This is a genomic window from Demequina globuliformis (genome assembly GCF_000975155.1).
In the GTDB taxonomy this organism is placed as follows: domain Bacteria; phylum Actinomycetota; class Actinomycetes; order Actinomycetales; family Demequinaceae; genus Demequina; species Demequina globuliformis.
The window spans coordinates 1,778,953-1,803,719 of record NZ_BBRG01000001.1; the positions used below are offsets into that span (position 1 = coordinate 1,778,953).

The 24,767-nt window shown below is 66.9% G+C and carries 19 protein-coding genes; 10 read left to right on the top strand and 9 right to left on the bottom strand.

Annotated features, from left to right (window positions below):
- The first annotated feature begins 31 nt into the window (after positions 1-31).
- The 3 genes from AOP75_RS08325 (at position 32) to AOP75_RS08335 (ending at position 5,620) form a co-directional block, all read left to right on the top strand.
- Positions 32-1,408 carry an ABC transporter substrate-binding protein gene (locus tag AOP75_RS08325; RefSeq protein ID WP_062078157.1) on the top strand — a complete coding sequence of 459 codons (1,377 nt, stop codon included), beginning with the start codon at positions 32-34 and terminating at the stop codon, positions 1,406-1,408.
- Positions 1,409-1,610: 202 nt separating this feature from the next.
- Positions 1,611-2,855 (top strand): MFS transporter, encoded by a 1,245-nt coding sequence (locus AOP75_RS08330; RefSeq protein WP_062078159.1) that lies wholly within the window; start codon positions 1,611-1,613, stop codon positions 2,853-2,855.
- Positions 2,856-3,058: 203 nt separating this feature from the next.
- On the top strand, positions 3,059-5,620 hold the full coding sequence (locus AOP75_RS08335) for a rhamnogalacturonan lyase (protein ID WP_062078161.1): 2,562 nt from the start codon (positions 3,059-3,061) through the stop codon (positions 5,618-5,620).
- A gap of 141 nt (positions 5,621-5,761) precedes the next feature.
- Here the strand turns inward: AOP75_RS08335 and AOP75_RS08340 are convergent, their stop codons facing one another.
- From AOP75_RS08340 to AOP75_RS08350, 3 genes are read right to left on the bottom strand one after another with little or no spacing between them, the layout of a single operon-like run.
- The gene (locus AOP75_RS08340) at positions 5,762-7,312 is read right to left on the bottom strand and encodes a UxaA family hydrolase (protein WP_062078163.1); all 1,551 of its coding nucleotides are present in this window, start codon (positions 7,310-7,312) and stop codon (positions 5,762-5,764) included.
- A complete protein-coding gene (locus tag AOP75_RS08345; RefSeq protein ID WP_062078165.1) occupies positions 7,309-8,874 on the bottom strand; it encodes a mannitol dehydrogenase family protein in 1,566 nt (521 codons plus the stop codon). The genes AOP75_RS08340 and AOP75_RS08345 overlap by 4 nt, the downstream gene beginning before the upstream one ends.
- A gap of 19 nt (positions 8,875-8,893) precedes the next feature.
- Positions 8,894-9,862, bottom strand: coding sequence for a LacI family DNA-binding transcriptional regulator (locus AOP75_RS08350; protein WP_062078167.1), 969 nt, complete (start codon positions 9,860-9,862; stop codon positions 8,894-8,896).
- Between the two features lie 256 nt (positions 9,863-10,118).
- On the opposite strand from AOP75_RS08350, the gene uxaC reads away from it, so the two are divergent.
- From uxaC to AOP75_RS08385, 7 genes are all read left to right on the top strand, one after another.
- The gene (gene uxaC / locus AOP75_RS08355; protein ID WP_236683096.1) at positions 10,119-11,555 is read left to right on the top strand and encodes a glucuronate isomerase; all 1,437 of its coding nucleotides are present in this window, start codon (positions 10,119-10,121) and stop codon (positions 11,553-11,555) included.
- Between the two features lie 18 nt (positions 11,556-11,573).
- The gene (locus AOP75_RS08360; protein ID WP_062078169.1) at positions 11,574-13,022 is read left to right on the top strand and encodes a Gfo/Idh/MocA family protein; all 1,449 of its coding nucleotides are present in this window, start codon (positions 11,574-11,576) and stop codon (positions 13,020-13,022) included.
- The gene (gene eda, locus AOP75_RS08365) at positions 13,019-13,660 is read left to right on the top strand and encodes a bifunctional 4-hydroxy-2-oxoglutarate aldolase/2-dehydro-3-deoxy-phosphogluconate aldolase (RefSeq protein ID WP_062078171.1); all 642 of its coding nucleotides are present in this window, start codon (positions 13,019-13,021) and stop codon (positions 13,658-13,660) included. Before AOP75_RS08360 ends, eda begins: the two co-directional genes overlap by 4 nt.
- A 4-nt stretch (positions 13,661-13,664) precedes the next feature.
- On the top strand, positions 13,665-14,768 hold the full coding sequence (locus AOP75_RS08370; protein ID WP_062078173.1) for a sugar kinase: 1,104 nt from the start codon (positions 13,665-13,667) through the stop codon (positions 14,766-14,768).
- Positions 14,769-14,971: 203 nt separating this feature from the next.
- On the top strand, positions 14,972-16,462 hold the full coding sequence (locus AOP75_RS08375) for an MFS transporter (protein ID WP_062078175.1): 1,491 nt from the start codon (positions 14,972-14,974) through the stop codon (positions 16,460-16,462).
- A 16-nt stretch (positions 16,463-16,478) separates the two neighbouring features.
- Positions 16,479-17,051, top strand: a complete 573-nt coding sequence (locus tag AOP75_RS08380) for a TetR/AcrR family transcriptional regulator (RefSeq protein WP_062078177.1) — start codon at positions 16,479-16,481, stop codon at positions 17,049-17,051.
- 11 nt (positions 17,052-17,062) lie between these two features.
- Positions 17,063-17,581, top strand: a complete 519-nt coding sequence (locus AOP75_RS08385) for an asparaginase domain-containing protein (protein ID WP_062078179.1) — start codon at positions 17,063-17,065, stop codon at positions 17,579-17,581.
- 1 nt (position 17,582) lies between these two features.
- On the opposite strand, the gene AOP75_RS08390 is transcribed toward AOP75_RS08385, so the two are convergent.
- From AOP75_RS08390 to rhaI, 6 genes are read right to left on the bottom strand one after another with little or no spacing between them, the layout of a single operon-like run.
- Positions 17,583-18,770 carry an alpha-hydroxy acid oxidase gene (locus tag AOP75_RS08390; RefSeq protein WP_369345456.1) on the bottom strand — a complete coding sequence of 396 codons (1,188 nt, stop codon included), beginning with the start codon at positions 18,768-18,770 and terminating at the stop codon, positions 17,583-17,585.
- 53 nt (positions 18,771-18,823) lie between these two features.
- A complete protein-coding gene (locus tag AOP75_RS08395; RefSeq protein WP_062078183.1) occupies positions 18,824-20,248 on the bottom strand; it encodes a rhamnulokinase in 1,425 nt (474 codons plus the stop codon).
- Positions 20,245-22,281, bottom strand: a complete 2,037-nt coding sequence (locus AOP75_RS08400) for a bifunctional rhamnulose-1-phosphate aldolase/short-chain dehydrogenase (RefSeq protein WP_062078185.1) — start codon at positions 22,279-22,281, stop codon at positions 20,245-20,247. Before AOP75_RS08400 ends, AOP75_RS08395 begins: the two co-directional genes overlap by 4 nt.
- A gap of 24 nt (positions 22,282-22,305) precedes the next feature.
- Positions 22,306-23,199 (bottom strand): alpha/beta hydrolase, encoded by an 894-nt coding sequence (locus AOP75_RS08405; protein WP_083966793.1) that lies wholly within the window; start codon positions 23,197-23,199, stop codon positions 22,306-22,308.
- Complete coding sequence (locus tag AOP75_RS08410; protein WP_062078187.1) at positions 23,196-23,546, bottom strand: L-rhamnose mutarotase; 351 nt, start codon at positions 23,544-23,546, stop codon at positions 23,196-23,198. The genes AOP75_RS08405 and AOP75_RS08410 overlap by 4 nt, the downstream gene beginning before the upstream one ends.
- A 4-nt stretch (positions 23,547-23,550) precedes the next feature.
- Positions 23,551-24,717 carry an L-rhamnose isomerase gene (gene rhaI, locus AOP75_RS08415; protein ID WP_062078189.1) on the bottom strand — a complete coding sequence of 389 codons (1,167 nt, stop codon included), beginning with the start codon at positions 24,715-24,717 and terminating at the stop codon, positions 23,551-23,553.
- Positions 24,718-24,767 lie beyond the last annotated feature (50 nt).

Genomic DNA, 24,767 nt, shown 5'->3' on the forward strand with positions numbered 1-24,767 from the left:
ACAACGAAGTTCCCAGTAAAAGGAGAAAAAAATGCACAGTTCACTCAAGGGCCCGGGGGGCTCCACGAAGATGTGGTGGCGCACCAGCGCTGTCCTCGCCATCGGTGTCCTGACTCTCGCCGCATGCAACGGAGACAGCGGAGCCGGCGGCACCGATGAGGAGCCCACTGACGCGGCCACCTCCGACACGGCGTCGAGCGAGGGCGGCGGCGCGGAAGGCGCAGCCGAGATCCGCTTCTCGTGGTGGGGCTCGGATGAGCGCCACACGGTGACGCAGGAAGTCATCGACCTGTTCATGGAGAAGAACCCCGACATCACCGTGGTTCCCGACTACACCGACTGGGGCGGCTACTGGGACAAGCTGGCGACCACCGTTGCCGGTGGTGACACCCCCGACGTCATGACGCAGGAGGAGCGTTACCTCACCGACTATGCCAACCGTGGTGTGACAGCTGACCTGGCCGCACTTGGAGTTGACACGTCGATGGTCGATGCCTCCGTGCTGGACTCCGGGACCATTGATGGCGAGCTCGCGGGCGTGGCGACCGGTGTGAACGCCTACACGATCGTCGCCGACCCGCAGATGTTCGAAGAAGCGGGCGTGGAATGGCCCGACGACACCACGTGGACGTGGGAAGACTTCATGAACATCGCGACGGAAATCTCCGATGCGCTGGGTGACGGCGTCTACGGCGTCCAGGACTTTGGTGGCAACGAGGCCGGCTTCAACATCTACGCGCGCCAGCAGGGCGAGTCCCTCTACGCGGAAGATGGCTCGCTGGGTTACTCAGACGAGACGCTGGAGGAGTGGTACCAGATGCTCGTCGACCTGCGTGAGTCAGGCGCCATGCCCGACGGTGCTCGCAGCGTGGAGATCGCCGAGGGTGGCCCGGAGCAGTCGCTCCTGGGCACCAACTCCGGCGCCATGGGCTTCTGGTGGTCGAACCAGCTGGGTGCGATCTCGAGCGCAGCCGGCCGCGACCTCGAACTCCTCCGCGTGCCCGGTGAATCCAGCGGCGAGCGCACCGGCATGTACTACAAGCCGGCGATGTTCTACTCGATCGCAGCCGACTCCGAGTACCCGGACGCGGCAGCCGCGTTCGTTGACTTCCTGATCAACGACCCCGACGCGGGCGCCTTGATTCTGTCTGACCGCGGTCTGAACGCCAACACCGAGGTTCGCGACTCGGTCTCCGGCATGCTTGACCCGCTGGAGGTTCAGGCCTCCGAGTTCCTGGGCGCGCTGTCGACGGAGATCGTTGACGGACCTCCCGCACCTCCGACCGGCGCCGCGGATGTTCCCGAGATCGCCGGCCGCATCAACGAGCAGCTGCTGTTCGACACGGTGTCCCCGGCTGACGCCGCGGCCCAGTTCACGTCAGAGGCGAACGCCGCGATCGGCCAGTAACCCCCACGGCTTTCCCGGGCGCTCTACCGCCCGGGAAAGCCCGGGCTCGTGTGTGTGGCACGTGTGCCCCCACGGTGGACCGTCCTCATCCACTGTGGGGGCACACGTGTGTCTGGGCCTGGTCGGATTGGTTGGACTGGCGGGAAAGGGCTTTCCGCTCTAGGCTCTCCACGCAATAGTCGACTGGTAGCCAGGAGGGCGCGTGACGCACACGAGGGCCGATGCTCGGCTAACGCTGACGGTCGGGGTGTTCGTCGTCCTGGGGCTCATTCAGGCAGTGTGGCCACTGTCGATGGACCTCTACCTGCCCGCGTTTCCCGCGATGGCCGTCGACCTGTCTGTGCCTGCCCAGACCGTTCAGGCCACCTTGACTGCCGCTTTCATTGGCATGGCGATTGGCCAGTTGGCGACAGGGCCCTGGTCCGACAGGGTGGGCCGGCTGCGGCCCATGGTGACCGCGTTGGTGGTCTATAGCGCCGGTTCAGTTGCGTGCGCTGTCGCGGCGACCGCTCCGGTGTTGGTGGGAGCGCGGTTCGTCCAAGGCTTGGGGGCGGCGGGCGCCTCGGTGATCACGATCGCGATCGTGCGCGACGCTGCCGAGGGCAGCGCCATGGTCCGGGCGCTCGCCCGGCTTCAGATGGTCAACGGGATCTTCGTCGTCCTCGCTCCGTCGATGGGTGCATACCTCCTGATCGTGATGCCGTGGCGGGGCCTTTTCTGGGTGCTCGCGGCGGCCGGTGTGGTGCTCATCGTGCTCACTTTGGCGGTGCTCGCGCGGCGGCTTCCGCCCGTCCCTACCGGTCAGGAGCGCCCCCGTGTCGCCCTTTATGGTCCACTCGCACGGGACCCGCGGTATCTGCTGCTGGCGGCTGCCTCCGGGATGCTCTTCGCGTCGATGATGGCCTACATGGCGTCGTCCGCATTCATCTTTCAGGGGACGTTTGGGCTAACGGAGGCGTCCTACGCTGTGATCTTTGGCGGTCACGGACTGCTCATGATTGCAGGCGCGCAGACCAGTGCGGCCTTGTCTTCGCGGCTCGCGCCCATGCGCGTCGCTACCGTCGGCGTTGGTGTCCTGATCGTCGCGGCCGGAGCCACGATCGTGCTCGGCGTCGCTACTGGTCAGTCGCAGTTGTGGGCCTTCGTCGCGCCGTTGTTGGTGTTCACGACGGCGTTTGGGTTCGTGGGGCCAGCGCTGGCGACCAGCGTGCTGCGCGATCACCGCGACCGGGCAGGTGCAGCTGCCTCGATCGAAGGTGCGGCGCGCATGGTTTTCGGGGCAGTGGCCGCGCCGGTAGCCGGGGCGCTCGGGGCAACGAGTTCAGTCGCGATTGGCTCCGTGATGCTGGTGCTTGTCCTGGCGGCAGCAGGTTTGGTGACTGCGGCATCGGCCCGGGACAGGCGCACTCTGCGTGACGCGCGAGTCTCGGCTAGCTCTGCGGCTTGAGCCTCCGGCTCGCCCGCGGTTCCGGCGATCGCGCTCATGATCGGGGCCAAGGCGGACACGTGCCAGCAGGTGTGTCCGGTATGTCACCAATCCTTGCTTTTGAACGATTCAGGCGGTAGCGTCCTCGCTACACGGAAAGCGTTTCCCACGGCGGGATCTCCTGCCTGTCCCCGAGGGCTTGACGCCCAGAAAAGGATTCAACGATGAATCTTTTGACACCACCTGCCCGCGCCATCGCAGCCGCCTGTGCTGCGGGAGCCTTGCTCGTAGGCGCTACTACAACGACAGCAGTTGCTGCAGGCCCACCCCACAGCCCGCGCGATGCCACGCCCGAACTCGAGGCTCTCGACCGAGGCCTCGTGGTGGTCGACACGACCGAGGGCATCTTCATGAGTTGGAGGCTGCTCGCGACAGAAGCTGGCCCTGCCACGGATACCGGCGTGGGCGGGCCGTCCTTCGCCGTGTTTCGGGATGGCGAGCGCATTGCGACGGTCGAGGACTCGACCAACTTTGTCGACCGCGAAGGCGATGCGACAGCCGTGTACACGGTCGCTCCTGCGTGGCACGACGTCGTCGGCGATCACAGCGCCGGGGTCTCGGCCTGGGAGGACGGCTACCTCGACGTCCCTCTGACCAAGCCAGCTGGAGGCGTCACCCCTCCCAGCACGACGTTCCCCGATGGCGACACCTTCACCTACAGCGCGAACGATGCGTCAGTCGGCGATGTGGACGGCGACGGTGAACTCGAACTCGTCGTCAAGTGGGACCCTTCAAATTCCAAGGACGTATCCCAGAAGGGGTACACGGGCACCGTGTATGTGGACACATACGAACTCGACGGCACGCTCTTGAACCGGCTTGATCTGGGTGTCAACATCCGCGCCGGCGCCCATTACACGCAGTTCATGACATATGACTTTGACGGAGACGGTCGAGCGGAGACCATGCTCAAGACTGCTCCGGGAACGAAGTCGATCAGGTATGACGACGCTGGCAATGTGATTGCCGAGGAGTATGTCACCATGCCGCGCGAAGACATCCGGGCCGGATTCTCGCATGCTGACGACTACCGCATGAGCGCTGCGGACTACCGGGACCACCTCATTGAGGTGTTCCTCGACTGGCATCAGCATCCGGAAGTGGTCGCAGGCAACTGGCCCGCGACGCTTGAGGAAGCGTGGGACATTCCCGTCGAGCACGAGTACCCCCTCAACAAAGAGTCCGCTACGGATCTCGCCGACTTCTTCATCAATACCTGGGCGCCAGGGCGCAGCGGACGAAACGACCTCACCACCTTCGACGGATTCGTGGTCACAGGTCCCGAGTACCTGACAGTGTTCGACGGTGAGACGGGCGCGGAGCTCGATACCGTGAGGTACGAACCTGGCCGCGGAGACGATGGCCTGCTGTGGGGCGACTACGCCTATTCGCGCATTGAGCCTGGCAACCGAGTCGACCGGTTTCTCGCCGGCGTCGCCTACCTCGACGGTCAGCGGCCGTCGGCGATCTTTGCTCGCGGGTATTACACGCGAGCCGCGATCGCAGCATACGACTGGAACGGCAAGAACCTGGATCAGCGCTGGTTCGTCGACAGCGGCCACGTACCGTTGAGCAATCCTTTCAACGACAGCCCGCACGGGCGCGAAGGAACCGACCCGGAGTTCGCCACGTTGACGACGCAGGGCTTCCACTCGCTGAGTTCTGCTGATGTGGACGGCGACGGCAAGCACGAGATCGTCTACGGCGCCGCGACCATCGACGACGATGGCAGTCTGCTGTACAGCTCGTACGGCACACTCCCGGCGGGCAGTGGTGACCCGGGCGCTCAGGCGAAACTCGGGCACGGTGACGCGATGCACGTGGCAGACATCGACCCTGACCGCCCGGGCCTCGAGATCTGGACTGTTCACGAGTCTGGCGCGTGGGCCCCGTATGGCTCAGTGCTGCGCGACGGCGCGACGGGCAGCGTGATTCACGGCGAGTACTCCGGTCGCGACACGGGCCGCGGCATGGTGGGCGATGTGCGCGCCGATGTAGCCGGCGTTGAGGTGTGGGCGAGCATGCCAGGGGGGTCAGATGGCTCGGGCCTCCTGAGTGCGCACGGCGACAGGATTGAGAGCGCAACACCCGGAAACAACCAGTCAATTCGCTGGGCCGCCGACTTGACGACCCAAATCGTCAATGGGTATCAGGCGGATTCATACCGGGTGCCGACCATTGACGACTGGACCCGTGGCACCATGCTGACCGCCGACGGAACGGCGGTCAACAACTGGACCAAGGGCAACCCCTCCCTCGTCGCGGACATCTTGGGCGACTGGCGCGAAGAGTTCGTGACCCGGACCTTGGACTCGAGCGCCATGCGCATCTACGTCAGTACTGAGGTCACCGAGCACAAGCTCCCCACCCTCTTGCACGACACGCAGTATCGCGCCGAGGTCGCGCGTCAGAACACCACCTACAACCAGCCCTCGTACACGTCCTACTACCTTGCCAGTGACATGGACTTCGGTAACGTCCCGGTGCTCACTGAACCTCACGAGCCCGCCCAGCCGCGCTTCCGTGAGGCGGGACGGTCGTTTCCCGCGGTCTGGATTCCGAACGACCGGCACTTCACCTACTTCATTGACGGGGTCGAGGCTCGTCAAGGAACTCAGCGAGCCTCACGTGCAGACGTGACGGTCACCGCCGTTCCGGAAGCGGGCGTGTCCATCGCGGCGAACGCAGACTCGACCTGGAGTCACGCTTTCAGCGAGCAGGAGTGACGCTCGACTGATGTAGACCCCGTCCCGGGTGCCCTTGCTTTCCGTGTTGGCACCCGGGGCGGCCCGCATCGCGCGAGCGGCATACCGGCCCCCGTGGCCGGTGGGTGCGTGAAAGTGCCCTGGGCCGCTGTGTGGGGCCAGTCAGGTGACCGTGCCCAACTGCCAGGGAACGAACTCATCTGAGCCCAAATCGAGCTCTTCCGAGACCGTCTGTTCGCCTGAAGCGACCGAGAGAATCTTCTCGAAGATCTCTTCGCCCACCTCCTCAAGCGTGGCGGTGCCGTCCACGATGCGGCCCGCGTTGAGGTCCATGTCCTCGCGCATGCGGTCAAACGTCTCGGTGTTGGTGGCGACCTTGATCGACGGAGAGGGCTTGCAGCCCAGCACGGAACCGCGACCAGTCGTGAAGACCACGACCGTCGCGCCGCCAGCGACCAGTCCCGTGACGGACACGGGGTCGTAGCCGGGCGTGTCCATGAAGGTCAGGCCGGGAAGGTCAATCTTTTCCGCATACTCGCGCACCGCGACAAGCTCGGAGGACCCGGACTTCGCCACGGCGCCCAGCGACTTCTCCAGGATCGTGGTGAGGCCGCCGGCCTTGTTGCCGGGGGAGGGGTTGTTGTCGAGCGTGCCACCCCCGTCTGCCGCGTACTTTTCCCACCATGCGAGCCGCTCCAGGAGTGTGTCTGCGACCTCTTGCGACACTGCGCGCCGTAGCAACAGATGCTCTGCGCCGTACACCTCCGGTGTCTCGGCGAGCGCGGAACGGCCCCCCATGGAGATGAGCTTGTCTCCGGCGTAGCCGAGCGCGGGGTTGGCGGTGATGCCCGAGTAGCCGTCGGAACCCCCGCAGTTGGTGCCCAGGACCAGGGCAGATGCTGGCGCGGTTTCGCGCCGTAGCAGTTCGATTCCAGGAAGCATCGCTTCGATGGCCGCCACCCCGGCACGGACCGTGGCGCGAATCCCGCCCGTGTCCTGGATAGTCAGTTCCTTGACTGGGAGGTCCTCGCGTAGGTCGAGCCCACTGAGGATGGTGGCGGCGGGCATCATCTCGCAGCCCAGGCCGAGCACCAGCAACCCCGCCATGTTCGGGTGAGAGGCATAGCCCTGAAGTGTGCGTCTGGTGACCTGCGCGCCTTCGCTTGTGGGCACCAGGCCGCAGCCCGTGTCGTGAGTCAGCGCGATGACGCCGTCGACGTGTGGATACGCATCCAGCACGGGCCCGCGGAACTGGTCCGCGATCATGCGGGCCGTGGACGCGGAGCAGTTGACCGACGTGACGATGCCCACGTAGTTGCGGGTGCCCCACGTGCCGTCTGAGCGCCTGTACCCCTGAAATGTGCGGACCTCACGTGCAGGCACCGTGTCGCGGCGGTCAACGCCGACCTCGACCTCACGTGCGCCATCGTCCATGCCCAGATTGTGTGCGTGGACGTGGGCGCCGGGCTTGATGTCGACAGTCGCGCGCCCAATGACCTGGCTGTACTTCCGCACGGGCTCGCCTGCGGCGATGGCGCGCAGCGCGATCTTGTGGCCCCTGGCGACCGTTGAGCCGACCGTGAGGTCGCCATGCGGAGCGTCCGTGAGCGTCATGCCACCCGGAAGGTCCCGGGTGGCGACGGCAACATCGTCGCCGCGAGAAAGGATGATGCTGACGTCGCCGAGTGCGGCACTACCTGGGATGGCGGTCATCGTAGGGCTCCCATCGCAGGTGCCTCACTCCACGACGACACCTCACGAAGCCCGGCGCGGACGGCGTCGCGCCAGCGGGGGTCCTCGGCAAGGTGCGCCGGGAAGATTGCGTCCATGGCGAGTAGCCGGTCCGCGAGCGAGTCAAGGGGGCCGCGGGCGGCATCGGCGAGGGGGGTAGCCAGCGGATCGTCGAGCTCCACACGCGTGCCACCGACCTCGAGCGAGTCCTGCGTCGTGGTGTAGACGTACAGCATCCACGCTGCGACGGCACGGGCGATCGCATGAGGAACGGCGCCGGCCGCGAGCCGGTCGGCCGCCGTTCCGAGGAACCGGATCGGAAGCTTTTGTGAGCCGTCCATGGCTATCTGCACCGTGGTGTGGCCGATCGCTCCATTGGCGAAACGCTCGAGCACGGATTCGCGGTAGCCCTCGACGTCGATCTCGTCGACCTTCTCGAGCGACGGGATGGCGTCGGAGTCGATCAGTTCGCGGGCAAGGGCGTTGAGCTCGGGATCCGCCACGGCGTCGGCGATCAGGGCATGCCCGCGCAAGGCGCCCGCGTAGGCGAGGAAGGAGTGGGTGCCATTGAGAACCCGCAGCTTGGTGTGCTCGTATGGCGTCACGTTGTCGGTCAGGGTCGCGCCGCCGTCTTCCCATGCGGGACGGGGTCCCGCGAAGCGGTCCTCGATGACCCACTGGAGGAAGGGCTCGGCCACGACCAGTCCAGCGTCGCGCAGGCCCAGGAGGTGTTCGGCCGTGGCCCGGTGGGCATCCGTGGTGGCGGGGACAATCCTGTCGACCATTGACGCAGGAAACGCCACTGACTCCCGCAACCATGAGCCGAACGCTTCCGCGCTCTTGGCCGGGGAGGAATCGACGATCCTGTGGACGAGTTGTGCGACCTGCGGACCGTTGTCGAGGAGGTTGTCGCACACCACCACAGTGAGCGGCGCTCCCGAGGTCGCCCAACGGTGGGCAAGCCCGCGCAGCAGTGTGCCGATCGCGCTACGCGATGGGGTCGCGAGCGCGTCTCGCTTGCCGCCCAGTTCGCGCGCGAGGAGGTCGAGGTCGTGCCCGAGCGCGGGGTCGGCGAAGTCGGGTCCGCCCTGCGGGTGGCGTCGGTAGCCCTTTTCTGTGACGGTGAGCGACACAATGCGCGTCGGTGTCGCAGCGATCGCTTCCATGACCTTGGCGGTGTCCTCGCCCGGGAAGAGCACGTCCCGCACGCTACCGATGAGGTCGAGCGCAGTCCGGGGGGTGCCATCCGGCTCTTGCGACAGTTCCAGCACGCCGTACAGTCCGCCTTGGGGGGCGAGTTGGTCCCGCACGCTGGCGCTGCGCTGCGTGACGCCCACAATGCCCCAGCGAGAGTCATTGTGTGCGGCGCCGGCACGTTCGGTCACGACCGCCTGGTGTGCACGGTGGAAGGCGCCGATGCCCAGGTGAACAATGCCGGGCGGCGCGCTGCGGTCGAGCGGTGCCGGCGGGCGTACCTGGTCAGGAAGGCCGTGGACACGGTGTGCATCCAGGGCAGCGGGGGACAGGCGGTCGAGCGACGTCATTGTCGTCCTTTCGGTGGGGTCACGCGGGAGCGGGGCCGGACGAGTCGCGCACGACCAACTCCACGGGTAGGCGGACGGGCGTGCCATCTGCGGAGGTGTCGCGCACCTGCGACAACAGGGAAGTCGCTTCCTGCCCTGCACGGGTGAGGGGGATGGCCACGGTGGTCAGGGTGGGCGCTACGTAGGTCGCCGCGCCAATGTCGTCGAATCCCACGACGGATATGTCGTTCGGGACGTCGACCCCGCGAGTGCGCAGGCGGGACAGCACGCCCAAGGCGATGAGGTCGTTGTAGCACAGGATGGCGGTGGCGCCGGTGCCCAGTGCAAGGTCCGCGGCTGCTACCCCGCCCGTGTGGATGGGGCGGTGCGCGCCTACGTCGACAACGTCGACCCCCTCGACCGTTCCAAGCGCCCGCCGTCGGTGGGCATCCGACCACGATGCTTCCGGTCCGCCTACGTAGGCAACTCGGTGGTGGCCGAGCGCGCGGAGGTGCTGGAGTGCCTGGGTTACGCCGGCGGCGGAGTCAAACGTCACCGACGGCAGGCCATCGACCTCGCGATTGACCAACACCAGTGGGCCAGCCGCGGCGCACTCGCGGATCTCTTCTTCCGGCATGCGCGGTGAACACAGGACGAGGCCGTCCACGCTGGTCTGGAGATCGCGCACGATGGCGCGCTCCGCACGCGGGTCCTCATCGGTGTCAGCTACCAGCACGGAGTAGCGCGTGCCGCGCGCCTGGGCCTGCACGCCCTTGGCAATGGCTGCGAATGACGGGTTGGCGAGGTCAGGCAGGACGAGGCCGATGTGTCTGCTCTGGCCGGAGGCGAGGGCTTGCGCGGACCGGTTGGGCTTGTAGTTGAGGCGCTCAGCGGCCTCGATGACTTGGTGACGTTTGGCCATCGATACGGTGTCGGGGGCGCTGAGGGCGCGCGATGCCGTGGCGGGCGAGACCCCTGCGGCGCTCGCCACATCGCGAAGCGTGGCCATGCGCACTCCCTTCCTCGGTGTCAGCGGCGGTGCTGCCGCGGTGCATGCATCGCGACGGATAGTGATCACCGTGACTGCGTTTTCATTGTTTCATGATCGAGCGCTACTCGCGTCGCGCAAGACGCCGGTGTCCATCCTGCCACATTTCGGTTCGTTTGAACAGAAAACTTGCCCCAGGTGACGTGTCATGCGATAGTGGTTGGGCGCAATGAAAGCGCATTCAAAAGTTTCACACGATCTGGACAAGGAGGTCCGCGTGACTACATCGCCCGGCCTGCGATCCGCGCTGCACGAGGACCGCCTGCTGCCCACGCAGCCCGACGAGCGCGGCATTGCCCGCGAGATCTTCTCGCACGTGCGTGATCTGCCCCTGGTGTCGATGCACGGCCACGTGGATGCCGGTCTGCTGGCTTCTGACGCACCCTTCGGAGACCCCGCGAGTCTGCTCGTGGTGCCGGACCACTACCTGGTGCGCATGCTCATCTCTCAAGGCGTTTCGCACGACGCCCTGGGCGTGCCGCGCCGTGACGGCCAGCCGGTCGAGACTGACCCACGCGAAATTTGGCGAGCGTTCGCGAGCAACTGGAAGCTCTTCCGCGGTACCCCCACGCGCATCTGGATGGAACACGTCCTGGAAGAGGTGCTCGGTGTGTCATCGAACCTCTCCGGGGACTCGGCGGACTCGTCCTACGACGCCATCGCGGCACGCCTGGAGGAGCCTGGGTTGAGGCCTCTGGCACTGCTGGATTCGCTCAACATCGAGATCCTGGCCACGACGGATGCTGCCGACGACCCGCTGTCCAGCCACGCAGACCTCGCTTCCCGCGGCTACGGCGACCGGGTGGTGCCCACCTTCCGCCCGGACGCCGTCGTCAACCTTGACCGTCCTGACTGGCGCGAGTCTGTGCGGGCCATGGGGGAGCGAGCGGGCGTCGACATCGTCAACTACGCCACCTACATCGAGGCGATCGAGTCACGCCGCGCGGCTTTCGTCGCCGCTGGCGCGCGCGCCACCGATCACGGTCACCTCTATGCGGACACCGCCCCGCTCACCCCCACCCAAGCCGACCGCATTCTCCAGTCCGCGCTAGCGGGCAGCGTCGACCCGGCATCGGCCCGCATCTTTGCCGGCCACATGCTCACGGAAATGGCCAGGATGTCGTGCGAAGACGGCATGGTTATGCAGCTTCACCCTGGCGTGCTGCGCAATTACGACGACCGCGTCTACGCGGAACGCGGGCCCGACGTGGGCTACGACATCCCCGTGCCCATTGACCACGCCCGGGCTTTGCGGCCGTTGCTCAATCGCTACGGCCACGACCCTCGCCTGACCCTGGTGCTGTTCACCGTCGACGAGGACGTGTTCGGCCGGGAGCTCGCTCCACTGGCGGGCGTGTATCCCGCCGTACGGCTGGGTGCGCCGTGGTGGTTCCTTGACACGCCCGACGCCATGCGCCGGTTCCGCGACACCGTCACCGACAACGCGGGCTTCTACAACACCGCCGGATTTGTGGATGACACCCGCGCCTTCCTCTCCATCCCCGCTCGCCATGACGTCGCACGGCGCATTGACGCCGGCCACCTTGCGCGCCTTGTGGCCGAACACCGACTCAGCCTCGATGAGGCCACGGAGACCGCGATCGACCTCGCCTACGAGATTCCGCGCGCCGTGTACCCGCCGCTGGCACGTTGACTTTGATTGGACCCTGTAATGACCTCTGTTGCTGACCAGAATCCCACCGCGCCGCCGCGCCACGAACCCGCCGGTGGCCCGAGCCCGCTGGTGATGCCCACGTTCGACGAGCCCGCCGCGGACCGACCCCGGACCCGCTACGCCGTGATCGGCACCGGACACCGTGCGGGGATGTACGTCGACGCGATCACAGGCGACCATGCAGACGTCGCCGAGATCGTGGCGTGGCTGGATCGCAATCCCGGAAGGATCGACTACTACGACGAACTCGTGGGTTCTGTTGCCGGTGGGGCGCCCGCGGGACTGCCGCGCTATGACGCGGATGGTCTCGAGGACATGATCGCGACGGAGCGAGTCGACACTGTGATTGTCACGACGATCGACGCCACCCACGCGCAGATGATCGACCGCGCCATGCGGGCCGGCGCCAACGTTGTTGTCGAAAAGCCTCTGACGACCACGGAGGAGGGCTGCAGAGCCATCACCACGGCGGTCGGGGACACCGGCCGCGACCTCGTGATGACCTTCAACTACCGCTATGCACCTCGCAACTCGACGCTGCGTGAGGTGATTGCCTCAGGCCGCATCGGCCAGGTGACGTCGGTGCACTTTGAGTGGGCGCTCGACACCGTTCACGGGGCGGACTATTTTCGCCGTTGGCACCGCAACAAGGACAACTCCGGTGGCTTGCTCATTCACAAGTCGAGCCACCACTTTGACCTCGTCAACTGGTGGCTGGGCGACGTGCCCGAGCGTGTCTACGCCCGCGGAGGACTCAAGTTCTACGGCGCAGACAACGCCCGCACGCGCGGACTGGGAGACCGGCCCGAGCGCGGCACGGGGGCCGACGGCGACCCCTTCTCGCTTGACCTGCGCGAGGATCCGCGCCTAGAAGCCCTCTACCTTAAAGCCGAGCATCACGACGGCTACCTGCGTGACCGGGACGTCTTCGATGACGACATCGACATTGAAGACAACCTTGCCCTCGTGGTCGACTACCGCTCCGGCGCCGTCATGACGTACTCGCTCAACGCCCACGCGCCTTGGGAGGGCTACCGCGTGACGGTGAACGGCACTGAGGGCCGCGCGGAACTTGAGGTCGTAGAACGCGGTGCCGTGATTGCCGGTGAGGACGGCACGGTCACGCTCGACCCCTCCGCCACCCCAGAAGGACTTGCAGCGGATGCGCTCCGGCCGCACGGCGAACGCCTCGTGGTGCAGCGGCACTGGGAGGCGCCCGTTGAGGTGGAGATCCCGGCGGGCATTGGCGGCCATGGCGGCGGCGACGCGATTTTGCTCATGGAAGTGTTCCGTCGCGACCTGCGCGTGGGGGAAGACCCCCTTGCCAGGGCTGCTGGCTACCGCGACGGACTTCGCGCAGTCTCTGTCGGCATCGCTGGCAATCAGTCCTTGGCGACGGGCCAGCCCGTCGACATCGCTTCCCTTGAACTAGGAGAGTCCTTGTGAGTTCCCCGCAATCCGTTCACACGCAGTTGGGTCAGCACCGGCTTGTGCCGGTGGTCGTGCTCGACAATGCGGCCGACGCCGCACCGTTGGCCGACGCTCTCGTCGGCGGCGGGCTGCCAGTAGCTGAGGTGACCTTCCGCACCGCTGCCGCGGTCGAGTCCATCCGCACCATGGCCGCGCGCGGCGACGTGCTGGTAGGCGCGGGAACCGTGGTGACACCCGAACAGGTAGACCAGGCCGTCGACGCGGGCGCGTCATACGTGGTGTCCCCGGGGTTGTCGCGCGCGGTCGTTGAGCGGTGCGTTGAGCGCGGGGTCCTCGCGCTCCCCGGCGCGGTGACGGCATCCGAGGTGATGGCCGCGCTTGAACTGGGCGTCACCACAGTGAAGTTCTTCCCTGCCGGCACCTCGGGCGGAGCGCCCGCCCTCAAGGCCCTTGCCGCACCGTTTGGCGACGTGTCCTTTGTTCCTACCGGAGGCATCGGCCCCGGAAACCTCCACGAGTACTTGTCCATCGCCGCGGTTCACGCGGTTGGAGGGTCATGGATGGTGCCCAGGGATCTGGTTGCGGAAGGCAAGTTCGATGACGTGCAGACGTTGGTGGCTAAGGCCGTCGCGCTGCTGAGCAAGGAGGCATAGCGCCATGACAGTCCTCAAGGTCAAGCCCGCACAAGAGTGCCGCTTCGATGCGGTATCGCTGGGCGAGGTTATGCTCCGACTCGACCCGGGCGAAGGGCGCATCCGCACTGCTCGGTCCTTCACTGCGTGGGAGGGCGGCGGCGAGTACAACGTGTCGCGCGGCCTCGCCCGTGCCTTTGGCTACCGCACCGGGATCGTGACCGCGCTCGCGGACAACGAGGTGGGCCATCTGGTCGAGAACCTCATCCTCGCCGGTGGCGTCGACACCTCCCACGTGGTGTGGAAGGACTACGACGGCATTGGCCGCTCGGTGCGCAACGGGCTCAACTTCACCGAACGCGGCTTCGGTGTGCGTGGTGCCGTGGGTGTGTCCGATCGCGGGCACACCGCCGCGTCGCAGCTCACTGCTGACGACGTGGACTTTGACCACCTCTTTGGCGAGCTTGGGGTGCGGTGGCTGCACACCGGCGGCATCTACGCAGCCCTGTCTGAGACGGCTGCGGACACCGTCATCGCCGCAGTCGAGGCCGCTCACCGCCACGGCACCGTCGTGTCCTACGACCTCAACTACCGCCCGTCGCTGTGGAAGGCCATTGGCGGCAAGGAGCGCGCGCAGGAAGTCAACCGCGCCATTGCTCCACACGTGGACGTCATGATCGGCAACGAGGAGGACTTCACCGCTTCCTTGGGATTCGAGGTTCCAGGCGTGGATGAGTCGCTTGAGGAGCTGGACGTGTCCGGCTTTGCGCAGATGATCGAGACCGCTGCGAACGCCTTCCCGAACTTCCAGGTCATCGCCACGACCATGCGCGGAGTGAAGACAGCGACGGTCAATGATTGGGGTGCATTGGCCTGGTCCCGCGACACGGGAGTGGTCCGCGCGACCCAACGTGGCGGGCTTGAGATCCTCGACCGCGTGGGCGGCGGCGACTCCTTTGCCTCCGGCCTCATCCACGGACTTCTTGAGGGCGAGACCCTTGAGCGGGCCGTGAACCTGGGAGCGGCCCACGGCGCCCTCGCCATGACGACTCCTGGTGACACCACCATGGCCACCAAGGCCGAGGTGCACAAGCTCGCCGCCGGTGGGGGAGCGCGCGTCGACCGCTAGGGGGATCAAGGCTCTCCCTCCCTCCCTCACCCGCCGCGCTGGCAGTCGCTGAGTGCCGAGAATCCGCCGATTCCGGCACTGAGTGACTGCCAGTGTGCGAGCGCGTGGCGGGGCAGGCGAGCGCGTAGCGATCGCCGGGCACCCTTGCCTTATTCGTGTTACTGTACCGGCTGGACGGTTAAGTAACTCGAAAGGTCTCAGCCATGTCAGCCATCCGCCGCTGGGCAGCACTTGCCGTGCTCGTCAGCGCCGTACTGCTTCTCGCGATCGACAGCACGGTGCTGTATCTCGCCGTGCCATCACTCACCGCGGATCTCCAGGCAAGCGCCACCCAGGTCCTGTGGATTGGCGACATTTATTCGCTCGCCATCGCCGGCCTCCTGGTCACGATGGGCAACGTGGCCGACCGGGTGGGACGCAAGAAGCTGCTCCTGATCGGTGCCGCTGGGTTTGGAATGGCGTCGGTGCTGGCGGCCTCTGCGACCACGCCGGAGATGCTGATCGCCGCGAGGCTCCTCCTGGGAGTCACCGGCGCCACGCTCATGCCGTCGACGCTGTCCCTCATCCGCACCGTGTTTCCTGACCCGACCGAGCGCACGCGTGCCATCGCGATCTGGTCTGCAGCAGCCGCGAGCGGGCTCGCGATTGGGCCGCTCGTGGGAGGCGTCCTGCTCGAGCACTTCTGGTGGGGATCGGTGTTTCTCATCAATGTGCCCGTGGTCCTCGCTCTCGTCGCTGCCGGCGCATGGCTCCTGCCGGAGTCGCGCTCCACCGCCACCGCACGGTTCGACCTCCTGTCCGCAGGCTTGTCGATGGCCGCGATCATTCCGTTCGTCTATGTCGTGAAGAAGGCCTTTGGTGCGGACGTGAACGCCATGGTCATTGCCGCGGCCGCATTGTCTGCCGCTTCCGCCGTGGCTTTCGTGAAGCGCCAGCGCACCTCGCCCGCACCCATGGTGGACGTGAAGCTCTTCCGCGTCCCCGAGTTCGCGGGGGCCGTCGCAGTGAACTTCATCTCGGTGTTCGCCCTCAGTGGCGTGCTGTTCTTCTTCGCCCAGTACCTGCAGCTCGCGCGCGGCATGAGTCCGCTCGAGGCCGGCGTAGCGCAGCTGCCGCTTGCGCTGGCGAGCATGGCCGTGGCCCTCGTCGTGTCCGCCGCCCTGCGCGCGTGGGGGCGCGGACCCGCGATCGCCGCAGGGTTGTCCGTGGCGGCGTCCGGACTCCTGCTCCTCGCATTCGTCGAGAGCGCTGAGTCGTACTGGTGGATTGCGCTCGCGCTCATCCCAGTGGGACTGGGAGTCGGAATGTCGGAGACGCTCAGCGTGGATGCCGTCGTCTCTGCGGTGGAGCCGGACAAGGCCGGCGCGGCGTCGTCGATCTCGGAGACCGCGTACGAACTCGGCGTGGCGATGGGCATTGCCGTGCTCGGTTCCGTGGCGACGCTCGCCTACCGCCTGAGCCTCGATGTGCCCCCTTCCGCCTCACCCGAGACCGCGGCGACGGTCGAGGACTCCCTTGCCGGGGCATCGGCCGTCCTAGAACCGGGCGACCCGCTCCTCATCCATGCCCAAGGCGCGTTCACTCAGGCCATGCAGATCGCGACCGTCGCCGCCGCCGTGGTGCTGCTCCTGGGAGCCGTGGTCGCGTGGCGTAGGATTCCGGCCAAGCGCGCCGCAGTACTGGTCGACCACTAAGGGAGCACGCCACACCATGGGACGAGTCGAGGGACGGACCGCGGAAGACACCCGGCAACTCATACTGGACGCCGCCCACCGCGTGGTCCTCCGCGATGGCCTTGCAGCGAGCCTTGAGTCCGTGGCCGCAGAAGCGGGGGTGTCCAAGGGCGGCCTGCTGTACCACTTCTCGTCCAAGGCGGTCCTGACGGAGGCGCTCGCGAAGGAGCTCTACGAGTCGTTCCGCCGCTCAGTGTTTGCTGCCATCGAGCCGGACGACGACGCTCCGGGACGCCTCTTGCGTGCGTACGTGCGCGCCTCGATCCACGATGCGCACGACGCCGCTGGTCTCCACGACAGCGTCGCGCTTGCCGCCCACGTGATGGGCGAGTCGTCATTGCAGCAGATCGCGCAGGACGATGCCCGGCAGTGGCGCGAGGACCTGGCGGCCGACGGGCTCCCGCCGCGCGTGGTCCGGCTCGTGGTCGCCGCAAGCGACGGCGTGAGCGTGGCGCCGCTGTGGGGCACCTCGCTCTCCGCCGACGATCTTCACGCCCTCGAGGCGGAGCTCCTAGACCTCACCCGGCAGCCCGACGGCACGCCCTATTAGGAGGGGATGTCATGCACGACGCTCAGATCGCCGTCATCGCCACAGGCGGCACCATCGACAAGGTCTACCAGCTCACCGGCGACCTCGCCGTGGGCGAGCCGGCAGCGGCGCGGGTGCTCGGGACGCTCGTGCCCTCGGTCGCGATCCGGGTCACGGGCGCGCTCGCGCTCGATAGTCAGGACATGACCGACGCCGATCGGGACGTGCTCGCTCGCGCCGTCGCAGACGCGGGTGTGACCTCGATCGTCGTCACTCACGGCACGGACACCATGGCGGACACGGCGGCCTACCTGAGTGGACGCGTGCCGCCCGAGGCCACCGTGGTGCTCACGGGAGCGCTGCGACCGGAAACCGTGGAGGGCTCCGATGCGCACGTGAACCTTGGCTTTGCACTCGCGGCCGCGCAACTCGCTGCGCCAGGGGTGTACGTCGCGATGGGCGCCCGCCTCTTTGCCGCGGGAACCGTGCGCAAAGAGACTGCGACAGGTGCGTTCGTCGAGACGAGGCCGGACCCCCACCCGTCGGCGTAACTCAGCCTCGTGGGGTGAGGCGTTGGAGTTGGGTGACGTGGTCGGGGGTGAGGTCTGCGGTGGTGGCGACGCCGAGGAGTTTCATGGTGCGGGTGATTTCGGTGCGCAGGATGTGGATGGTGCGGTCGACGCCTTCGCGGCCGCCGGCCATGAGTCCGTAGAGGTAGGCGCGGCCGATGAGGGTGAAGTCGGCTCCCATGGCCAGGGCTGCGACGATGTCGGCTCCTGACATGATGCCGGTGTCGAGGATGATTTGTGCGTCGTTGCCGAGGTCTTTGCGTACTGCGGGCAGGAGGTGGAAGGGGATGGGGGCGCGGTCGAGTTGACGGCCTCCGTGGTTGGACAGCACGATGCCATCGACTCCGAGGTCCATGACTTTGCGGGCGTCGGCGACGGTTTGGATGCCTTTGACGAAGACCTGGCCGGGCCATTGGTCGCGGATCCAGGCGAGGTCGTCGAAGTCGACGGTGGGGTCAAAGAGTGCGTCGAGGAGTTCCCCGATGGTGCCTTGCCATTCCGAGAGTGACGCGAACGTGAGGGGTTCGGTGGTGAGGAAGTTGATCCACCATTCGGGTCGGGGTATCGCGTTCAGGACCGTTTTGGGGGTTAGCTGGGGTGGGATCGTGAAGCCGTTGTAGCTGTCACGTAGGCGGGCGCCGGCGACGGGGACGTCGACGGTGACAAGTAGCGTGTCGAAGCCTGAGGCTGCCGCGCGGTTGACGAGGTCCATGGACTTGTCGCGGTCTTTTTGCATGTATAGCTGGAACCAGTTGCGGCCGTCAGGGTTGACCTCGCGCACGCCTTCGGGGGAGGTGGTGCCCACGGTGGACAGGGAGAACGGGATCCCTGCGGTGCGGGCCGCGGAGGCGCCGGCGCGCTCGCCTTCGGCGTGCATCATGCGGGTGAATCCGGTGGGGGCAATACCGAACGGCAATGCCGAGGGGCCGCCGGCGATTTCGACGGATGTGTCGACCGAGGACACGTCGCGCAAGATGGCGGGGTGGAACTCGATGTCCAGGAACGCTTGGCGGGCGCGGGCTAGTGACAGTTCTGCCTCGGCTGCGCCGTCGGTGTAGTCGAATGCGCCTTGAGGGGTGCGGCGTTTGGCGATGGCGCGCAGGTCCGCGATGGTGTGGGCTTTCGCGAGCCTGCGCGCGCGTCCGTTGGGCTCGAACTTCTTGAAACTCATCAACGGTGCCAGCTCCGCGGGCCGCGGAACACGACGCTCCATCTTCATGTGTGTCAGACCCTTCCGGGTTCGTAGGTACGTAGGGTTTGGGTGCGGGCTACAAGGTCTCGCATCGATTCCAGGGTGGCACCGGTGGCGCCCTGCGCGCGAGCCTGGACCAACACGTTCCCCAGGGCCGTGGCCTCGACGGGTCCCGCGACAACCGGCAGCCCTGCCCAGTCCGCGGTGCGTTGGCACAGGAGCGTGTTGAGAGATCCGCCCCCGGTGATGTGGATGGTGGTGGCCTCCTGGCCCGACAGCGCTGAGGCTGTGGCCACGGCCTGCGCGAAGGCCTTCGCGAGGGATTCGACGATGGACCGGACTACCTCGGCACGCGACTGCGGGGCGCGCTCGCCGTGTGCTGTCAGCCAGGTGGCGATGCGTGCGGGCATGTCGCCTGGCGCCAGGAAAGCCTCGTCGGTCGCGTCGAAGACAGGCACGTCCGCGCCTACGGCGGCAGCCTCGGCAAGCAGGCGGTCCAGCGCAATGGTTTCGCCGTCGCGCTCCCACGTGCGAATCGACTCCGACAGCAACCACAGGCCCATCACGTTGTGGAGGAACCGGGTCCGCCCATCCACGCCGCCTTCGTTGGTGAAGTTCGCCTCGCGGGCGGCGTCCGTGAGTACAGGCGCCTCGGTCTCGACGCCCACAAGTCCCCAGGTGCCGCAGGAAATGAAGGCGCCGCCGGTTTCACGCATGGGTGTGGCGACGACGGCTGAAGCGGTGTCGTGGCTACCCACGGCCGTCACTTGGGTGTGTGTGGGCAGACCAGTGGCCTCCGCGACCGGAGCCAGGAGCGAGCCGATGCGCTCGCCTGGGTTGACCAGGTCCGGCAGCAGTGCACGCTGGAGGCCGATGCGGCTGAGCAGATCCGTGTCCCACTCACGGGTGGTGACGGACAGCAACCCGGTGGTGGAGGCGTTGGTGCGTTCCGCGACGGTGGCGCCGGTGAGGTAGTAGGCGATGAGGTCCGGTACCAGCAGGAGACGGTCCGCGAGGGCGAGGACCTCGGGGTCCTCGGCCGCGAGCTGGTACACCGTGTTGAATGGCAGGAACTGAAGTCCGTTGCGGGCGTAGAGCTCTGCGAAGGGGACCTCCGCGTGCACCGCTTCGACGCCGGCCGCGGTGCGCGAGTCGCGGTAGTGAAACGGCTCGCCCAGCACGCGCGACCCGCGCAGCAGTGCGTAGTCCACCGCCCACGAGTCAACTCCGATGGACGCGATGGGGCCCGCCCACGCCGCCGCATCCCGCAAGCCCGACTGGGCCGCGCGTAGCAGTGCTTGCGCGTCCCAGTGCAGGCCGTCGGGTAGGGCCACGGGGCCATTGGGGAAGCGCGCCATCTGGCGAATGCGCAGTTCCTCAGGGCCCACGTGGCCCACCATGACTCGGCCGCTGGTGGCGCCCAGGTCAATGGCGGCGACGGTGACGGACGCGGTCATCGGATGAAGGCTGCGGCGACGCCGGAGTCGACGGGAACGTGCAGTCCGGTGGTGCGGGTGAGTTCGGGGCCGGTGAGGACGTAGACGGCGTCTGCGACATTCTCGGGCACGACTTCGCGCTTGAGGATGGTGCGCTGTGCGTAGAACTTGCCGAGGTCCTTTTCTTCGACGCCGTAGGTGGCGGCGCGGTTGGCGCCCCAGCCGGAGGCGAAGATGCCGGAGCCGCGTACGACGCCGTCGGGGTTGATGCCGTTGACGCGGATGCCGTACTCGCCAAGTTCGACCGCGAGCAGGCGTACCTGGTGTGCTTGGTCTGCCTTGGTAGCGGAGTAGGCGATGTTGTTGGGGCCAGCGAACACGGAGTTCTTGGACGAGATGTAGATGATGTCTCCGCCGAGTTGCTGGTCGATGAGGATTTTCGCGGCCGCTTTGGAGACCATGAAGGAGCCCTTGGCCATGACGTCGTGCTGCAGGTCCCAGTCGGCCTCGGTGGTGTCCAGCAACGGCTTGGACAGTGACAGTCCGGCGTTGTTGACGACGAGGTCTACGCCGCCAAAGGCGAGCACGGCGTCATCGAAGGCGGCCTGGATGGCGTGCGGGTCCGCGACGTTGGCGGCGACGCCGATCGCGACGTCGGCGTTGCCGAGCTCCGCGGCGGCGGCTTGCGCCTTGTCGAGGTCGAGGTCTGCGATCACGACGCAGGCGCCCTCAGCGGCCAGGCGGGTGGCGATGGCCTTGCCGATGCCGGAGGCGGCCCCGGTGACCAGGGCGACGCGGCCCTGGTGGCTCTTGGGGCTCGGCATGCGCTGAAGCTTGGCTTCCTCAAGCGCCCAGTATTCGATGCGGAACTTCTCGGCATCCGAGATAGGGGTGTAGGTGGACAGTGCTTCAGCGCCGCGCATGACGTTGATGGCGTTGATGTAGAACTCACCGGCCACGCGTGCGGTCTGCTTGTTCGCTCCAAACGAGTACATGCCGACGCCAGGCACGAGCACAATGAGCGGGTCCGCGCCGCGGATGGCGGGGGAGTCCTCGGTGGCGTGCGCCCCGTAGTAGGCGGTGTAGTCCGCGCGGTAGGCCTCGTGCAGTTCCTTCAGGCGAGCGATCGTGTCCTCAACGGGAGCGTCTGCGGGCAGGTCCACGATCATGGGCTTGACCTTGGTGCGCAGGAAGTGGTCGGGGCAGCTGGTGCCCAATTCAGCCAATTCGGGCGCGCGCTCCGAGGCAAGGAAGTCGAGGACCACGTCTGCGTCCGTGAAGTGGCCGATCATGGGCTTGTCGGTCGAGGCTAGGCCGCGAATCGTGGGGGCCAGCGCGGCGGCCTTCGCACGACGCTCAGCCTCGGGCAGTGCCTCGAACCCCGAACGCACTGCACCGAAGGGGGCGTCCTTGCCGTTCTCGGCGATGTACTGCGCGGCCGTGTCGATGATCCACAGGCTGTTCTTCTCGCACTCGTCGGAAGTGTCGCCCCACGCGGTGATGCCGTGACCGCCCAGGATGCAGCCGATCGCCTGCGGGTTCTGCGCCTTGATGTCCGCGATGTCCAGGCCGAGCTGGAAGCCGGGCCGGCGCCACGGCACCCACACCACCTTGTCGCCAAAGATCTTGTGGGTCAGTTCTTCACCATCGGCCGCGGTCGCGATCGCGATGCCCGAGTCGGGGTGGAGGTGGTCCACGTGCGCGGCATCGACGAGTCCGTGCATGGCGGTGTCGATCGAGGGTGCGGCGCCTCCCTTGCCGTGGAGGCAGTAGTCGAATGCGGCGACCATCTCGTCTTCGCGGTCCACGCCCGGGTAGACATCGACCAGCGCGCGCATGCGGTCAAGGCGCAGGACCGCTAGGCCCTTCTCCTGAAGCGTTCCCAGGTCGCCACCGGAGCCCTTCACCCACAGCAGCTCGACCGGCTGCCCGGTCACAGGGTCAGTTTCCGAGCCCTTCGCCGACGTATTACCCCCGGCATAGTTCGTGTTCTTAGGGTCCGCGCCCAGACGGTTGGAGCGGTCGATCAGTTCAGCGGCGACGGGATTCGTCATCACTTCGGTCCTTTCCGGGGATGGTCAGTGCAACTCGCCGTGGGCGAGCCAGGTCGTGATCGTGGTCAAGGTGCGCGCTGCGTATGGTTCTTGCGCGCGGTTGAGGTGGCCGTGCATAGCGCCCGGCTCAGAGGTGCAGGTGATGTCAACGCCAGCACGCGCGAGTTCGCGTGCAAAGGTCTCTCCCATGCTGCGCAGGTCGTCACGCTCGGAGTTCACGATGAGGGTGCGCGGCAGGCCCGTCAGGTCGTGGCCGCCAGGGAATGCTCGCGGATCGCCAAGAAGCGCGGAGTCGCCCACATAGTTGAGGTTCATGGCGTCCACCGTTGCCGCCCGGAAGCGGCGTTCTTCGGGCAGGCTCTCGACGGCGTCGGCCGTCTCGTGATCGTGTTCGGGCAGCGTCGCGTGGGTGACGGGGTAGGCCAGCACGAGCCCACGAGGACGCGCCACATGAGGGGTGCGGGCGAGGCGAAGTGCAACGCCGGCGGCGAGGTTGCCGCCCGCGCTCGCGCCGCCAAGGACAAGGGTGCGTGGGTCGATGCCCAGCCGCCCAGCATGAGCCGCCATCCATGAAAACGCGGCACGGACGTCGTCGTGTGCGGCGGGGAAGCGGTCGGTGGCGACGGTAGGGAACTGCCGGGCAGTGATGTCTCCACCACCCACGAGCCTGTAGTCGACCGAGAGCACCGTGTGCCCGGCCGCCGCGGCGTGGCGAGCCACGCCGTCTGCCTCCTCCATGTCCAGGTCGCCGTGGACAAAGCCGCCGCCGTGAACCCACACCAGACCGCACGCGGTACCCGGGGCATCGGCCCGCTGCACTGGCCGGTACAGGCGCGCTGGAACGTCTACCCGGGGCGCACCTGCGTCGACCGACGGGAGGGCCGATGCCGGGATGAGGAGGTCTTCGACGGACATCATGCGGTGAGGCCGGCGTCTTTCAGTTGGGTCTCGAGGTGGAAGACCTCAGGCAGTTGGGGTGCACCTTGGTCGGGGCGGTCGCCGTCGAGCGAGACGAAGAAGCCTGCCATGGTCGCTTCCCACTGTGCGGTGCGGGGATCCGCTGCAAGCGCGGCCGCGGAGGCGGCGTCGTCGTCGGTCTCGTACACCCCGACCAGAAGCCCGTCGGGACGCAGGAACAGCGAATAGTCCCGGCGACCCGCGTCGCGGATCGCCTCCAGCATCTCGGGCCAGACCGCCCGGTGCGCCTCGACATACTCAGTGAGGCGGGCCGGGTCGACCTGGAGGGTGAAGCACACGCGAGGCATGGCGTTACGCGCCCCAGCCTGCCTGCGCACCGCCCACGCGCTCCGCCGCGATCTGGGCGAGGTAGCCGGACTCTGCGAAGGCCTTCATGGGGTCTGCAGGCAAGCCGCGGGACTCGCGCCACGCGGCGAGGTCAGGGCGCACGTCAGTGTAGAAGGCGTCCATCAGGATGCCGTGAGCGCCGAGCACGTCGCCTGCCGACTGGGCGGCGTCGAGGACCTCGCGGTCCACGAGCAATGCGCGTGCGGTCATCTCTTGGACGTTGAGCACCGAGCGGATTTGGCCGGGGATCTTGTCCTCGATGTTGTGGCACTGGTCGAGCATGAAGGCCGTGTCGCCGTCGGTGCCGTACCCGCCGCCGCGGATGACCTCGACGATGATGCGGAACAGCTGGAAGGGGTCTGCGGCGCCCACGATGAGGTCGTCGTCGGCGTAGTTGCGGCTGTTGAAGTCGAAGGACCCGAGCTTGCCCAGGCGCAACAGCTGCATGACGATGAACTCGATGTTGGTGCTCGGGGCGTGGTGGCCGGTGTCGAGGCACACGGTGGCGCGCTCTCCCAGCGCCGCGACCTGGGCGTAGCTCGTACCCCAGTCCGGAACGTCCATGTGATAGAAGGCCGGCTCGAAGATCTTGTACTCGAGCACCAGGCGCTGGTGTTCGCCAATGCGGGCGTAAATCTCCTGGAGCGACTCGTGCATGCGGTCCTGGCGGCCGCGCATGTCGTCCTGACCTGCGTAGTTGGTGCCGTCCGCGAGCCAGATTTTCAGGTCGCGAGAGCCCGTCGCGTCCATGATGTCGATGCACTCAAGGTGGTGATCGATGGCCTTGCGCCGCACTCGGTCTTCGCGGTGGGCGAGCGATCCGAACTTGTAGTCCTCTTCTTGGAAGGTGTTGGAGTTGATCGTGCCTAGCGCCACGCCGAGGTCCTTCGCGTGGCGGCTGAGCTCGGTGTAGTCGTCGACCTTGTCCCACGGGATGTGCAGCGCGACCGTGGGCGCCAAGCCCGTGTACTTGTGCACCTGAGCGGCATCCGCGATCTTCTCGAACGGGTCGCGGGGCGTGCCGGGCGTGCCGAAGACGCGGAAGCGGGTTCCCGAGTTTCCGAACGCCCATGAGGGCAGTTCGATCGCCTGTTCGGCGAGGCGGGGTGCGATGGCGTCAAACGTGGTCATGACGTCCTTGTCCTTCCAGATTGAAACGATTCAACAGTCACTCTAGGTGG